This window comes from Enterobacter cloacae complex sp. 302F9 (assembly GCF_050030335.1).
GTDB classification, from domain to species: Bacteria; Pseudomonadota; Gammaproteobacteria; order Enterobacterales; family Enterobacteriaceae; genus Enterobacter; species Enterobacter hormaechei_C.
This window is the reverse complement of the sequence record NZ_JBLGUC010000001.1, coordinates 2,425,153-2,438,443: the sequence shown is the minus strand read 5'-3', so window position 1 is coordinate 2,438,443 and position 13,291 is coordinate 2,425,153. Positions and strand designations below refer to the sequence as shown.

12 protein-coding genes are annotated in these 13,291 nt (G+C 53.3%); 5 read left to right on the top strand and 7 right to left on the bottom strand.

Annotated features, from left to right (window positions below):
• Positions 1-19 precede the first annotated feature (19 nt).
• Positions 20-1,093, bottom strand: coding sequence for a porin OmpC (ompC, locus tag ACQG0T_RS11855; RefSeq protein WP_017382300.1), 1,074 nt, complete (start codon positions 1,091-1,093; stop codon positions 20-22).
• Positions 1,094-1,719: 626 nt separating this feature from the next.
• Positions 1,720-2,598, bottom strand: coding sequence for an aromatic amino acid DMT transporter YddG (yddG, locus tag ACQG0T_RS11850; RefSeq protein ID WP_032102980.1), 879 nt, complete (start codon positions 2,596-2,598; stop codon positions 1,720-1,722).
• A gap of 220 nt (positions 2,599-2,818) precedes the next feature.
• Between yddG and fdnG the strand changes: the two genes are divergently transcribed.
• From fdnG to fdnI, 3 genes are read left to right on the top strand one after another with little or no spacing between them, the layout of a single operon-like run.
• On the top strand, positions 2,819-5,866 hold the full coding sequence (fdnG, locus tag ACQG0T_RS11845) for a formate dehydrogenase-N subunit alpha (protein ID WP_100134720.1): 3,048 nt from the start codon (positions 2,819-2,821) through the stop codon (positions 5,864-5,866).
• Between the two features lie 11 nt (positions 5,867-5,877).
• Positions 5,878-6,762 (top strand): formate dehydrogenase subunit beta, encoded by an 885-nt coding sequence (gene fdxH, locus ACQG0T_RS11840; protein ID WP_015570476.1) that lies wholly within the window; start codon positions 5,878-5,880, stop codon positions 6,760-6,762.
• The gene (gene fdnI, locus ACQG0T_RS11835) at positions 6,755-7,411 is read left to right on the top strand and encodes a formate dehydrogenase-N subunit gamma (RefSeq protein WP_015570477.1); all 657 of its coding nucleotides are present in this window, start codon (positions 6,755-6,757) and stop codon (positions 7,409-7,411) included. Before fdxH ends, fdnI begins: the two co-directional genes overlap by 8 nt.
• Before the next feature lie 51 nt (positions 7,412-7,462).
• Here fdnI and ACQG0T_RS11830 read toward each other — a convergent pair whose 3' ends face one another.
• From ACQG0T_RS11830 to ppk2, 3 genes are all read right to left on the bottom strand, one after another.
• Positions 7,463-7,786, bottom strand: coding sequence for a CcdB family protein (locus tag ACQG0T_RS11830; protein WP_017382305.1), 324 nt, complete (start codon positions 7,784-7,786; stop codon positions 7,463-7,465).
• Positions 7,786-7,974, bottom strand: coding sequence for a hypothetical protein (locus tag ACQG0T_RS11825; RefSeq protein WP_017382306.1), 189 nt, complete (start codon positions 7,972-7,974; stop codon positions 7,786-7,788). The genes ACQG0T_RS11830 and ACQG0T_RS11825 overlap by 1 nt, the downstream gene beginning before the upstream one ends.
• A 101-nt stretch (positions 7,975-8,075) precedes the next feature.
• A complete protein-coding gene (gene ppk2 / locus ACQG0T_RS11820; protein ID WP_017693386.1) occupies positions 8,076-8,894 on the bottom strand; it encodes a polyphosphate kinase 2 in 819 nt (272 codons plus the stop codon).
• 160 nt (positions 8,895-9,054) lie between these two features.
• Here ppk2 and araJ point away from each other — a divergent pair, with 160 nt between their 5' ends.
• On the top strand, positions 9,055-10,230 hold the full coding sequence (gene araJ, locus ACQG0T_RS11815) for an MFS transporter AraJ (RefSeq protein ID WP_271040263.1): 1,176 nt from the start codon (positions 9,055-9,057) through the stop codon (positions 10,228-10,230).
• Positions 10,231-10,269: 39 nt separating this feature from the next.
• Here araJ and ACQG0T_RS11810 read toward each other — a convergent pair whose 3' ends face one another.
• Complete coding sequence (locus tag ACQG0T_RS11810; RefSeq protein ID WP_039270713.1) at positions 10,270-11,472, bottom strand: NAD(P)/FAD-dependent oxidoreductase; 1,203 nt, start codon at positions 11,470-11,472, stop codon at positions 10,270-10,272.
• A 130-nt stretch (positions 11,473-11,602) separates the two neighbouring features.
• Here ACQG0T_RS11810 and ACQG0T_RS11805 point away from each other — a divergent pair, with 130 nt between their 5' ends.
• A complete protein-coding gene (locus tag ACQG0T_RS11805; protein ID WP_015570482.1) occupies positions 11,603-12,112 on the top strand; it encodes an RrF2 family transcriptional regulator in 510 nt (169 codons plus the stop codon).
• Positions 12,113-12,151: 39 nt separating this feature from the next.
• On the opposite strand, the gene adhP is transcribed toward ACQG0T_RS11805, so the two are convergent.
• Positions 12,152-13,162, bottom strand: coding sequence for an alcohol dehydrogenase AdhP (adhP, locus tag ACQG0T_RS11800; RefSeq protein WP_006810706.1), 1,011 nt, complete (start codon positions 13,160-13,162; stop codon positions 12,152-12,154).
• Positions 13,163-13,291 lie beyond the last annotated feature (129 nt).

Here is a 13,291-nt window from a genome sequence, read left to right as displayed (position 1 = left end):
CCTTTTGAACTAACAGATCTTAGAACTGGTAGGTCAGACCTACAGCTACGATGTTGTCGGTAGCCACTTTGGCATCTTTGGTGAACTGGCTGTCATCCACGAGGTTGATTTTGTAATCAACATAGGTGGACATGTTTTTGTTGAAGTAGTAGCTCGCGCCAACGTCAACGTATTCAACCAGGTCCTGGTCGCCATAAGAACCGATGTCTTTACCTTTGGATTTCAGGTAAGCGATGGACGGACGCAGACCGAAGTCGAACTGGTACTGAGCCACAACTTCGAAGTTCTGCGCTTTGTTGGCAACGTGACCGTTACCGAACGCCGTCATGTTGCGGGTTTCAGAGTAGGTGGTTGCCAGGTAGATGTTGTTCGCATCGTACTTCAGGCCAGCAGCCCAGACTTCTGCGTTTTCGCCACCGGCGTTCAGGTTGCTTGCAGCACGAACCTGACGGTCGGTACGGTCAGATTTCGCGTAGGTCGCACCCACACCGAAGCCGTCGAATTCATAGGTAGAAGACAGACCCCAGCCGTCACCGTTGGATTCGGTGATATCGTCACGGTCGTTTTTACCCTGGTACTGAGCAGCCACGTTCAGGCCGTCAACCAGACCAAAGAAGTCGGTGTTACGGTAGGTTGCAACGCCAGTGGTACGGCCGGTCATGAAGCCGTCAGTCTGCGTCCAGGTATCGCCACCGAACTCTGGCAGAACGTCAGTCCACGCGCCGATGTCATAAGCCACACCGTAGTTACGACCGTAGTCGAAGGAACCGAATTCATCGAATTTCAGACCAGCGTACGCCAGACGGGTTTTGTTGCCGTCGGAACCTTGAGCTTCAGAGCGATTGCCCTTGAACTCATATTCCCACTGACCGTATCCGGTCAGCTGATCGTTGATCTGAGTTTCACCTTTGAAGCCCAGACGAACATACGTTTTGTCGCCGTCGCTACCAGCATCATCAGAAAAATAGTGCAGACCAGTAACTTTGCCGTACAGATCCAGTTTGTTACCGTCTTTGTTAAAAACTTCAGCCGCGTTAACAACGCCAGCTGCCAACATGGAAGTCACTGCCACTGCAACTAATTTAAGTTTCATCTTAAATAATCCTTATAATTTTATTTAGGTATTTCCTAAGCCACCTGAGCGATTTTTAAACGAGGCTTATCGTCAATGGCAGACTATTTTTAAAATTCCGTAGACTGCTTTCAATAATAAGTTTCAAAATATTAAAGATAATTTCAATTAGTGTGATCCTGATCGGATAAATTGCCCTTAAATCGGCCAGTCAGGTTAATATATAGACATAAAGTGATTATTAACAAATCAAGATAATATGGCCGTGAATAGTTGTCGGACGTTTTAGTTTTTTGGTGGGATTAAAAGGGTTTGGCAGGGAATGTCAAAGCATGTGGCAGGATAACCTTTTTTAAAACAGTTGATTATAAATTTCTCGGGAAACCAGAACCTGTTTTTTAAGAGAAATATTCAGAAATAAACTATTGCACTTTGTGCTATATAGCGCGGGAATATTGGCGCTGAATTAATTACCTGCGTTGTCAGTTTATGTCAATTTCCACAACAACTCTGGCTTTCTGACAGCACTCTATACAGAGATTTAATTACTCTCTAATGTTACGAATTATATTCAAGGGTGTGATCACATATTAAAATATTGTTAATATTTTGCCGGGCATATTCGGTACCCGGCAAAAATAAAAATGCTATTTGCGGGTGGCATACCAGCACAGTAACGATCCGGCGCACACCATCAATGCCCCTTGCCAGAATGAGAGTGAAAGCGGAGAACTCAGCAGAATAGCCGCCAGTGCGGCGGAAAGAACTGGCGTGAAATAAGAGACAGCCGCAAGCACCGTGACGTTACCGTGAAGAATACCGATATTCCAGGCGGCGTAGCCAAAGCCAAGCGCAACCCCACACATCAATAGCTTCACCACAACCGGGACGCTGAACACCATTTCGGGCTGATCGCTGACGGCATATTTGACCCACAGGCTCAGGGCGGTCAGCAGGACGAAAAGGGTAATGCCATTTTGCCCTTTGGCATACTTGCTGGTGACGGTGCAGTAGGCGGCCCAGATAAAAGCGCCAGCAAACGCCAGCCCATAACTTAGCGGACTGGAAACGACGTTCTGCATGATGTCATTCAGTTGCAGACCGTTTTCGCCACCTAAAACCCAGCACACACCCAACAGCGAGATGAGAAGCCCAGGGATCACCCACAGGGTGGTTTTTTGCCCGTTGAACAAAATCGCGAACGCAATCGTCAGGCTTGGCCACAGATAATTGACCATACCGACTTCAATCGCCTGTGAGCGCGTCGCGGCATACCCCAGCGACAGGGCCAGGCACATCTCATAACTGACAAACAGGATGCTGCCCGCAATGAGATAGCGCGTGGAAAAACGCCGAAGATCGGGAAAACCCACCGTCACCAGACACAACAGCCCGCTGACGGTGTAAATCATCGCCGCGCCGCCCACCGGGCCCAGTCCTTCACTGACGCTGCGGATGAGACCCACCATGGTGCTCCACAACAATATGGCCGCCAGGCCTGTCAGCGTTGCTCTTTTTCTGTCCATTACCCTGCCAGTCGTCTAAAAATCAAAGGGAAAACTTATAGCATCTATTTGCTACACCTGGCGAATTTTCAAAGAGCCTGTTAACCCGAAAGGATTAGCAAATCGTACCGGCAGTGACTATTAAGGGGGCGAAGTCTGACGACCTTGATTTGACGCAAAAAAAACAGGGGCTTTGCTGTTAGTTTGCGGCGCGAAGTCTTATCAGATAACGAGGACAGCAATGGACGTCAGCCGCAGACATTTTTTTAAAATCTGCGCGGGCGGTATGGCCGGAACAACAGCCGCAATGCTGGGATTCGCTCCCAAAATGGCGCTGGCTCAGGCACGCAACTATAAACTGCTGCGCGCGAAAGAGATCCGTAACACCTGCACATACTGCTCCGTGGGTTGTGGGCTATTAATGTATAGCCTGGGTGATGGCGCAAAGAACGCCAAAGAAGCGATTTATCATATTGAAGGGGACCCGGACCATCCGGTGAGCCGCGGGGCGCTTTGCCCGAAAGGGGCGGGGCTGCTGGACTACGTCCACAGTGAAAACCGTCTGCGCTACCCGGAATATCGTGCGCCGGGCTCTGACAATTGGCAGCGTATCTCCTGGGACGAAGCCTTCTCCCGAATTGCAAAACTGATGAAAGCGGATCGCGACGCCAACTTTATTGAGAAGAACGAGCAGGGCATCACGGTAAACCGCTGGACCTCCACCGGGATGCTGTGTGCCTCTGCGGCAAGTAATGAGACCGGCATGCTGACGCAAAAATTTGTGCGCTCCCTCGGCATGCTGGCGGTTGATAACCAGGCGCGCGTCTGACACGGACCAACGGTAGCAAGTCTTGCTCCAACATTTGGTCGCGGTGCGATGACCAACCACTGGGTTGATATCAAAAACGCTAACGTCGTGGTGGTAATGGGCGGTAACGCCGCTGAAGCCCATCCGGTGGGATTCCGCTGGGCGATGGAAGCGAAAAACAACAACGATGCGACGCTGATCGTCGTCGATCCGCGCTTTACGCGTACGGCATCGGTGGCTGATATCTATGCGCCGATCCGCTCCGGTACGGACATCACGTTCCTGTCCGGCGTGCTGTTGTACCTGATCGAAAATAACAAAATTAACGCGGAATACGTTAAGCATTACACCAATGCCGGCCTGCTGGTACGGGAAGATTTCGCCTTCGAAGATGGCCTCTTCAGCGGCTATGACGCCGGGAAACGTCAGTACGATAAATCGTCCTGGAACTATCAGTTCGACGAAAACGGCTACGCGAAACGAGATGAGACCCTGAGCGATCCGCGCTGCGTGTGGAACTTGCTGAAACAGCACGTTTCCCGCTATACGCCGGACGTGGTGGAAAACATCTGCGGTACGCCGAAAGCGGACTTCCTGAAAGTATGTGAAGTGCTGGCTTCCACCAGTGCCGCCGACAGAACCACTACATTCCTGTACGCGCTGGGCTGGACGCAGCATACCGTGGGCGCGCAGAACATCCGTACCATGGCGATGATCCAGCTGCTGCTCGGCAACATGGGGATGGCCGGTGGCGGCGTGAACGCCCTGCGCGGGCACTCTAACATTCAGGGCTTAACCGACCTCGGCCTGCTGTCGACCAGCCTGCCGGGTTACCTGACCCTGCCGTCCGAGAAGCAGACCGACTGGCAAAGCTGGCTTGACGCCAACACGCCAAAAGCGACGCGTCCGGACCAGGTGAACTACTGGAGTAACTATCCGAAGTTTGCCGTCAGTCTGATGAAATCGTTCTACGGCGACGCGGCGCAGAAAGAGAATGACTGGGGCTTTGAGTGGTTGCCGAAATGGGACCAGGCTTACGATGTCATCAAGTATTTCAACATGATGGATAAGGGCGACGTCACGGGTTACATCTGCCAGGGCTTTAACCCGGTAGCGTCATTCCCGGATAAAAACAAAGTCGTTCGCAGCCTGAGCAAGCTGAAGTACATGGTGGTTATCGATCCGCTGGTCACCGAAACGTCTACGTTCTGGCAGAACCACGGTGAATCAAACGATGTCGATCCGGCAGCGATTCAGACCGAGGTGTTCCGCCTGCCGTCGACCTGCTTTGCGGAAGAGGACGGTTCAATTGCCAACTCTGGCCGCTGGCTACAGTGGCACTGGAAAGGTCAGGATGCGCCGGGCGAAGCGCGTAATGACGGCGAAATTCTGGCCGGGATTTACCATCGTCTGCGCGAGATGTACCGCGCAGAAGGCGGCAAAGGCGCTGAGCCGCTGCTGAAGATGAGCTGGAACTACAAGCAGCCGGATCATCCTGAGTCCGAAGAGGTGGCAAAAGAGAACAACGGCGTGGCGCTGGCCGACCTGTACGATGCCAACGGCAATCTGGTGGCGAAGAAAGGACAGCTGCTCAATAGCTTCGCGCTGTTGCGTGACGACGGTACCACGGCCTCTTCCTGCTGGATCTACACCGGCAGCTGGACGGAGCAGGGTAACCAGATGGCCAATCGCGATAACGCCGATCCGTCAGGCCTGGGCAATACCCTGGGCTGGGCATGGGCGTGGCCGTTGAACCGCCGCGTACTGTACAACCGTGCCTCCGCAGACGTGAACGGTAAGCCGTGGGATCCGAAACGCATGCTGATCGAGTGGAACGGCACGAAGTGGACGGGGAACGATATCCCGGACTTCAACACCGCCGCGCCGGGCAGCAACACCGGGCCGTTTATCATGCAGCCGGAAGGGCTGGGACGTCTGTTTGCTATCGACAAACTGGCGGAAGGGCCGTTCCCGGAACACTACGAGCCGATGGAAACGCCGCTCGGCACTAACCCGCTGCACCCGAATGTGGTCTCCAGTCCGGTGGTACGCATCTATGAAGACGACGTGCTGCGTTTAGGTAAAAAGGACAAGTTCCCTTATGTCGGCACCACCTACCGCCTGACCGAGCATTTCCATACCTGGACCAAGCACGCGCGGCTTAACGCCATCGCGCAGCCGGAACAGTTTGTGGAGATAAGCGAAACGCTGGCGAAGGCGAAAGGCATTGCCAACGGCGATCGCGTGAAGGTCAGCAGCAAGCGCGGCTTTATTCGCGCGGTGGCGGTGGTCACCCGTCGTCTGCAAACGCTGAACGTGCATGGCCAGCAGGTGGAAACCGTCGGTATACCACTGCACTGGGGCTTTGAAGGGGTAGCGCAGAAAGGCTACATCGCCAATACCCTGACGCCAAACGTCGGCGATTCCAACTCGCAAACGCCGGAGTATAAAGCGTTTCTGGTCAACATCGAGAAAGCGTAAGGAGCGATTAAATGGCGATGGAAACACAAGACATTATTAAACGCTCCGCGACCAACCCGATAACGCCCGCGCCTCGTGCGCGGGATTACAAGGCAGAAGTCGCCAAGTTGATCGATGTCTCCTCCTGCGTGGGCTGTAAGGCCTGCCAGGTGGCCTGCTCGGAGTGGAACGATATTCGCGACGAGGTGGGGCACTGCGTTGGTGTCTATGACAATCCTGCTGATCTGAGCGCCAAGTCCTGGACGGTGATGCGCTTTAGCGAAACCGACCAGAATGGCAAGCTGGAGTGGCTGATCCGTAAAGACGGCTGTATGCACTGTGAAGATCCGGGCTGCCTGAAGGCATGCCCGTCTGCCGGGGCAATCATTCAGTACGCCAACGGGATCGTCGACTTCCAGCAGGATAACTGCATCGGCTGCGGTTACTGTATTGCAGGTTGTCCGTTTAATATCCCGCGCCTCAATAAAGAGGATAACCGGGTCTATAAATGCACGCTGTGCGTCGATCGCGTCAGCGTCGGCCAGGAGCCTGCCTGCGTGAAGACCTGTCCTACCGGGGCGATCCACTTCGGTACCAAAAAAGAGATGCTGGACGTGGCACAGCAGCGGGTGGATAAGCTCAAAGCGCGCGGCTATGACAAGGCCGGGATTTATAACCCGCAGGGTGTCGGCGGTACGCACGTCATGTATGTTCTGCACCACAATGACCAGCCGGAGCTGTATCACAATCTGCCGAAAGATCCGGCGATCGATACCTCAATCAACCTGTGGAAAGGGGCGCTTAAGCCGCTCTCAGCGGCGGGCTTTATCGCCACCTTTGCCGGGCTGATTTATCACTACATCGGTATCGGGCCGAATAAAGAGGTGGATGACGACGAGGAGGAGCATCATGAGTAAGTCGAAAATGATAGTGCGCACAAAATTTGTCGATCGCGCCTGTCACTGGACGGTGGTCATCTGCTTCTTCCTGGTGGCGGTATCCGGCATTTCGTTCTTTTTCCCGACGCTACAGTGGCTCACGGAAACCTTCGGGACACCGCAGATGGGGCGCATTCTGCATCCGTTCTTCGGCGTGCTGATTTTCGTGGTGCTGATGTTTATGTTCGTGCGTTTCGTTCATCACAACATCCCTGACAAGCAGGATATTCCCTGGATTAAAGGGATTGTTGAGGTTCTGAAAGGCAACGAGCATAAAGTCGCGAAGGTGGGCAAATACAACGCCGGGCAGAAGATGATGTTCTGGACCATCATGAGTATGATTTTCGTGCTGCTGGTGACCGGAGTGATTATCTGGCGTCCGTATTTTGCCCAATATTTCCCGATCCAGGTGGTGCGCTACGCACTGCTGATCCACGCGACCTCGGCCATTATTCTGATCCACGCCATCCTGATCCATATGTATATGGCCTTCTGGGTGAAAGGATCGATTAAAGGCATGATTGAAGGGAAGGTGAGCCGCCGCTGGGCGCAAAAACACCATCCGCGCTGGTATCGGGACGTCGAGCGTCTTGAAGCGCAAAAAGAGAGTTCGGAAGGGTTGAAGTAAACCTCGCGCCGTCGGCATTGTCCGGCGGCGCTGCACTTGCGCGGCTCTGAGCTACGTATTGGTAATTAACGCATCAATTCCTGCAAGAACACTACTTCTTGCACTGCGCAGATTACATACATAATTCTTATTATTAAGTTTCTTTGTCTCCACGTGTGTGATGTTGGCTGTATTAAGAAAATATGTCTGGAATTCAATGTTCACCAGTGGCGTTGCAGCGTTTGAATGTCCTCTTAAATGATTGTGATAGCTTAACGGTACAATAAGTCTCGTTGATAAGTCGTCATAAAAATCGTGCTGAATAATCATAAAATAGGGCTGGTATTCACGCGTTCTGTCTGATGGGTTGCGATAAACGTCAAACTGAAAACACATCAAAGCCCTCCAAAATAAGGGTCATCCGATAATAGCCCTGCTTTGGCCGTTAATTCATTCATCGCTTTAATAAATCCCTGATCCTGTTGATGCTGTCGCTTGTGCTCTGCTGTTGTAGAGAGTGGGCGAGGCTTTTTCCCCGTAAAAGGCTTTGTTGTAACACATCTTTCTGTGCGGTTCGGTTTCATGTTTTCTCCTTTGTTGGTGCGGTCATTATCAACCGCAGCCAACAAAAAACAATACTGTTTCCCCTGGTAATCTACATTATGCGAGCCGTCTTCCAGTAATATCAAAACCGCTCTGCAATATAGCGGAAGGGATATTTTGTAGGCTTCACTTTGCCGATCTTGCGTTTCGGTAAATCCACTTTGTCTACGTGAATTTCTTTATAGGGGATCTGGGAAAGCAGATGCGAAATAATATTCAGCCGCACCCGTTTTTTATCTTCTGAGCGCGCCACAAACCACGGCGCCCAGGCGGTGTCGGTCGCTTTAAACATCGCGTCGCGGGCGAGGGTATACTCATCCCACAGATTGAAAGATTTAATATCCATTGGAGACAGCTTCCAGATCTTGCGACCATCATTAATGCGATCGCGAAGGCGTCGCTCCTGCTCTTTTGGCGTTACTTCAAGCCAGTATTTCAACAAAATGATCCCGGCATCGACCATCGCTTTTTCCATCACCGGCGTTCCATCAAGAAATTTTTCGGCCTGCTCCTCGGTACAGAAACCCATGACTCTTTCCACGCCCGCACGGTTGTACCAGCTGCGGTCAAAAATAACGATTTCCCCGGCAGAGGGCAGATGGGGAACGTAACGCTGAAAATAGAGCTGACTTTTCTCTTTATCGGTGGGAGCCGGTAACGCAACAACGCGAAACACCCGAGGGCTGACGCGTTCGGTGATGGCTTTGATGACGCCGCCTTTACCGGCGCCGTCTCGTCCTTCAAAAACAATACAGACCTTTAACCCTTTGGCGACCACCCATTGCTGGAGCTTAACCAGTTCAACATGGAGGCGGCGAAGCTCTTGCTCGTACGCTTTGGTTTTGAGCGGCGCGTTTTTAACGACATCATCAACAACACGGGTTTTCTTCTTACTGACCATGGTGGGTCTCCCTTTGTATCCGGTCGCGGGATCGAGGCCGTACTAAGAGTGTAATCGGCCTGAATGAATGGATTAATGTGTCAGAAATCTGATTTGAACTGGTTCACCATACAAGTTTAATCAATAATGCACGCTGCATTTTTTTAACAGTGGTCGCGGTATGAAAAAGACAATTTTTTCGTTAGCACTGGGTACCTTTGGCCTGGGGATGGCTGAGTTTGGCATTATGGGCGTGCTGACCGAGCTGGCTCATGATACGGGCATTTCGATTCCCTCCGCCGGAAATATGATTTCGTTTTACGCTTTTGGCGTGGTGATCGGCGCGCCGATTGTGGCGCTGTTCTCCAGCAAATTTTCGCTGAAAACAACGCTGCTGTTTCTGGTGGCGATGTGCGTCGTCGGTAACGCGCTCTTTACCTTCTCTGACTCCTACGTGGGACTGGCGGCGGGGCGCTTAATCTCTGGTTTCCCGCATGGCGCGATTTTCGGAGTGGGGGCGATAATCCTGTCAAAAATCGCGCCGCCGGGTAAAGTGACGGTCGCTGTGGCCGGGATGATTGCCGGGATGACCGTTGCCAACCTGCTTGGCGTGCCGCTCGGGACGTGGCTGGGACATGAATTTAACTGGCGTTACACCTTCTTTTTGATTGCGGTCTTTGACGCGCTGGTGATCCTGTCTGTTCTGCTGTGGGTGCCTGACATTCACGACACGACAACCACCCGGCTGGCAGAACAATTCCACTTCCTGAAGAAACCGGAACCGTGGCTGATTTTTGCCGCTACGATGTTTGGCAATGCCGGGGTGTTTGCCTGGTTTAGCTTCGTGAAGCCGTTTATGGTCAACGTGTCAGGCTTTTCTGAGGGCGTCATGACCGCGATCATGATGCTGATGGGGCTGGGCATGGTGCTGGGAAATGTCTTCAGCGGCAAGCTGTCGTCACGCTTTAGCCCGCTGCGCATTGCTGCCACCACTGACCTGGTGATTGTGGCTTCGCTGCTGGCGTTGTTCGCCTTTGGCGAGCTTAAAACAGCTTCACTGGTCATGGGATTCATCTGCTGCGCCGGGCTGTTTGCGCTCTCTGCGCCGCTGCAAATTCTGCTGCTGCAAAATGCGAAAGGCGGCGAGATGCTGGGGGCCGCAGGCGGGCAAATGGCGTTTAACCTCGGCAGCGCAATTGGCGCCTATTTCGGTGGATTAATGATTACGCTCGGCTTGAGCTGGAGCTATGTCACGCTGCCAGCCGCGATTTTATCCTTCTCTGCGATGACCTCTCTGCTGATGTATGGTTATTTATGTGCCAAAAAGCGTCAGGCCAACGCAGGTGCGCTGGCCTGATTGCACACTTTGCCCGCTGGTCGCGGGCGCAGAAGGGGACTAAACGAATTTCGCCAGCGGGTCAGCGGCGGCAAAAGCGACCGCTTTGTCTGCTGCTGGCGGGTAAATCAGTTCGTTGGTGATGGCGACTTTGATCTTTTTGCCTTCCTCGCGCACGGATTTAACGCGCTGTTCCCAGCCCTCGGTGTATACCGCGCCCCAGCCACCTAAATCCAGACAGGTGACGTAGTTCACCTGACGGTAAGGGTACGGCTCCAGATTTAACAGGCTGGCCGCCGCGTTGTGTCCGGCGAATTTCCCCAGCTGGATCGCGTGCTGGCAGGTCATCAGCGCCGTGTTGCCCGCATCGTCCGTTTTGGCGTGCGCCATATCACCCGTCGCGTAAACCTCAGGATGCGCAGGAACCTGCAACGTGTCGTTGACGATCAGCCGACCCTGAGTATCGCGTTCCCCGTCAATTTGCAGGCTGAGGAGGTTAGCTTCTACCCCTGCCGTCCACACTACAGTGGCGCTGGCAATGCGCTCTCCGTTTTTCAGCGTTACGCCGCTGGCATCGATGGCTTCAATTTCACTGTTTAAACGCCATTCAACGCCGAGCACGTTGCTTGCTTCTTCAATTGTGTTACGCAGCGCCTCGCTATAACGCCCGCCGATGGTTGCACCTCTTTCAACTACGATTACTTTAGTCTTTGTATCAGCGCCGAAGCGAGTACGGAGTCGGGCAGGGAGTTCCGTTGCCAGTTCGATGCCGGTAAAGCCGCCGCCACACACGACCACGGTATTACGCTCCGGGGTGGAGGGGCGCGAAACCAGCGAATCAAGATGCTGCTCGAATAATCTGGCGGAGTCGAGTTGGTCGATATCAAAGGCGTATTCAGCCAGACCGGCAACAGGAGGACGTTTAGTCTGGCTACCGGTTGCGAGGATCAGACGTTCCCAGGCGACGTCAGCAATCGCGCCGTTTGAATCGCGATACAAAACGGTTTTAGACGAGGTATCAATACGTTGTGCTTCGCCCGCAATAAAGGCGATACCCAGCTCAGCAAACAGTTCGGTCAGCGGCGCGACCATCGTCGACACGTTCTCTTCATAAAAGCGTGGGCGAACGCGTAGCTCCGCAACAGGGGCCAGCACGGCAATGCTGAGGCTATTGTTACCCGCCAGAGCAGAAAGGCGCGCGGCGCTGACCGCAGCCCACATACCGGAAAACCCACTACCCACAATTAAAATCTGCTTTTTCATACTCGATCCTTTAGTGCGTCAGGCTGTATGTCTGACATAACTGCCACTATACTTGTCGGAGTTAACTGCGACAACTTCTTTCTGAGTTAAAAATCGTTATAATGCAGCGAACAATGACCCGGAGTGAGCCATGGCGTTTTACAGTTCTGGTGTGGAATATGGCATTCATAGCCTGATGTGTATGGTGGATGCAAAAGGCAATGAACGTGAGATGAGCGTCCGGGAGATGGCGGCCTTGCAGGGCGTGCCGTACGACTATCTTGGAAAAATCTTCACCCGTTTATCACGCGCGGGGCTGGTCATCAGCACCGAAGGCAAAGGGGGAGGCTTCCGGCTGGCGCGTCCGGCCGAGCTGATCAGCGTGCTGGACGTGGCGCATGCCATTGACGGCGAGAAGAATATGTTTGAGTGTCGGGAAGTGCGTCAGCGCCTGGCGGTGTTTGATGAAACGCCACCTGCCTGGGTCTGTGACGGCCCGTGTGGGGTGCGCTCGGTCATGGACAGCGCGCAGCAGCGGATGGAAGAGGAGTTAGGGCGCCATACCATCCTGGATCTGGCGCGGAAGATGTATCGAAAAGCGCCGGACACGTTCCAGATCGAGGTTCAGGAATGGATTTCCGATCGCCGTTCGTCCACATGAAAAGCCGGGCAGGGCAGAGCCGATACCCGGCCACCGCGGTTAAGAACGTAAATCAATCACCATACGGCCACGGATCTGGCCCTGTTCCATCTCTTTGAAGATGGCGTTGATATCTTCCAGTGGGCGCATTGTAACTTTCGGTTTCACCTTACCTTCAGCCGCAAACTGGAAGGCTTCGAGCAGATCCTGACGGGTACCCACCAGGGAACCCACTACCTGAATCCCATCCAGGACCAGACGTGGAATATCCAGGCTCATCGCTTCCGGCGGCAGGCCTACAGCCACCACGCGGCCTCCGGCGCGAACTGCGTCAACGGCAGAGTTGAAGGCCGCTTTCGCTACCGCCGTCACCACCGCCGCATGTGCACCGCCGGTTTTCTCCTGAATCACTTTTGCCGCATCTTCACTGCGGGAGTTCACGGTTAAGTCTGCGCCCATGCTGGCAGCGAGCTTCAACTGCTCGTCATTCACGTCAATGGCGATAACCTTCGCATTGAAGACATTTTTGGCGTATTGCAGCGCGAGGTTGCCCAGACCGCCCAGGCCATAGATCGCAATCCACTGGCCGGGTTTGATGTCAGAGACTTTTACCGCTTTGTAGGTGGTGACCCCGGCGCAGGTGATGCTGCTGGCCGCCGCAGAGTCCAGCCCGTCCGGGACTTTAACCGCGTAATCCGCGGTTACGATGCACTCTTCCGCCATGCCGCCGTCAACGGAGTAACCCGCGTTTTTCACGTCACGGCACAGCGTTTCGTTGCCGGTATTACAATATTCACAGTGGCCACAGCCTTCGAAGAACCACGCCACGCTTGCACGATCGCCTACTTTTAGCGACGTGACGCCCGGACCAATCTCTTTGACGATACCAATCCCTTCGTGGCCGAGGATCACCCCGGTTTTGTCGCCAAAATCGCCATTCTTAACATGGAGATCGGTATGGCAAACGCCACAGCACTCCATCTTCAGCAGCGCTTCACCATGTTTGAGCGCGCGTAAGGTTTTTTCTGTGACATTAACCTGATGATCCTGAGTGACAACAGCAGCCTTCATGTGTTTCTCCTTTCATGATGAGTATCTGCATAGCAGGTCTGATTACCCATTAAGGATTAATACTTTGGCGCTGTAATGCAAGGCAACCGCAACATAATGTCATTATTTGATGCATTTTCGGATTAAGAA

Coding starts and splice junctions, on each gene's coding strand:
- ompC (WP_017382300.1), bottom strand. CDS start 1,093: ATGAAACTTAAATTAGTTGCAGTGGCAGTGACTTCCATGTTGGCAGCT.
- yddG (WP_032102980.1), bottom strand. CDS start 2,598: ATGGACAGAAAAAGAGCAACGCTGACAGGCCTGGCGGCCATATTGTTG.
- fdxH (WP_015570476.1), top strand. CDS start 5,878: ATGGCGATGGAAACACAAGACATTATTAAACGCTCCGCGACCAACCCG.
- fdnI (WP_015570477.1), top strand. CDS start 6,755: ATGAGTAAGTCGAAAATGATAGTGCGCACAAAATTTGTCGATCGCGCC.
- ACQG0T_RS11830 (WP_017382305.1), bottom strand. CDS start 7,786: ATGTGTTTTCAGTTTGACGTTTATCGCAACCCATCAGACAGAACGCGT.
- ACQG0T_RS11825 (WP_017382306.1), bottom strand. CDS start 7,974: ATGAAACCGAACCGCACAGAAAGATGTGTTACAACAAAGCCTTTTACG.
- ppk2 (WP_017693386.1), bottom strand. CDS start 8,894: ATGGTCAGTAAGAAGAAAACCCGTGTTGTTGATGATGTCGTTAAAAAC.
- araJ (WP_271040263.1), top strand. CDS start 9,055: ATGAAAAAGACAATTTTTTCGTTAGCACTGGGTACCTTTGGCCTGGGG.
- ACQG0T_RS11810 (WP_039270713.1), bottom strand. CDS start 11,472: ATGAAAAAGCAGATTTTAATTGTGGGTAGTGGGTTTTCCGGTATGTGG.
- ACQG0T_RS11805 (WP_015570482.1), top strand. CDS start 11,603: ATGGCGTTTTACAGTTCTGGTGTGGAATATGGCATTCATAGCCTGATG.
- adhP (WP_006810706.1), bottom strand. CDS start 13,162: ATGAAGGCTGCTGTTGTCACTCAGGATCATCAGGTTAATGTCACAGAA.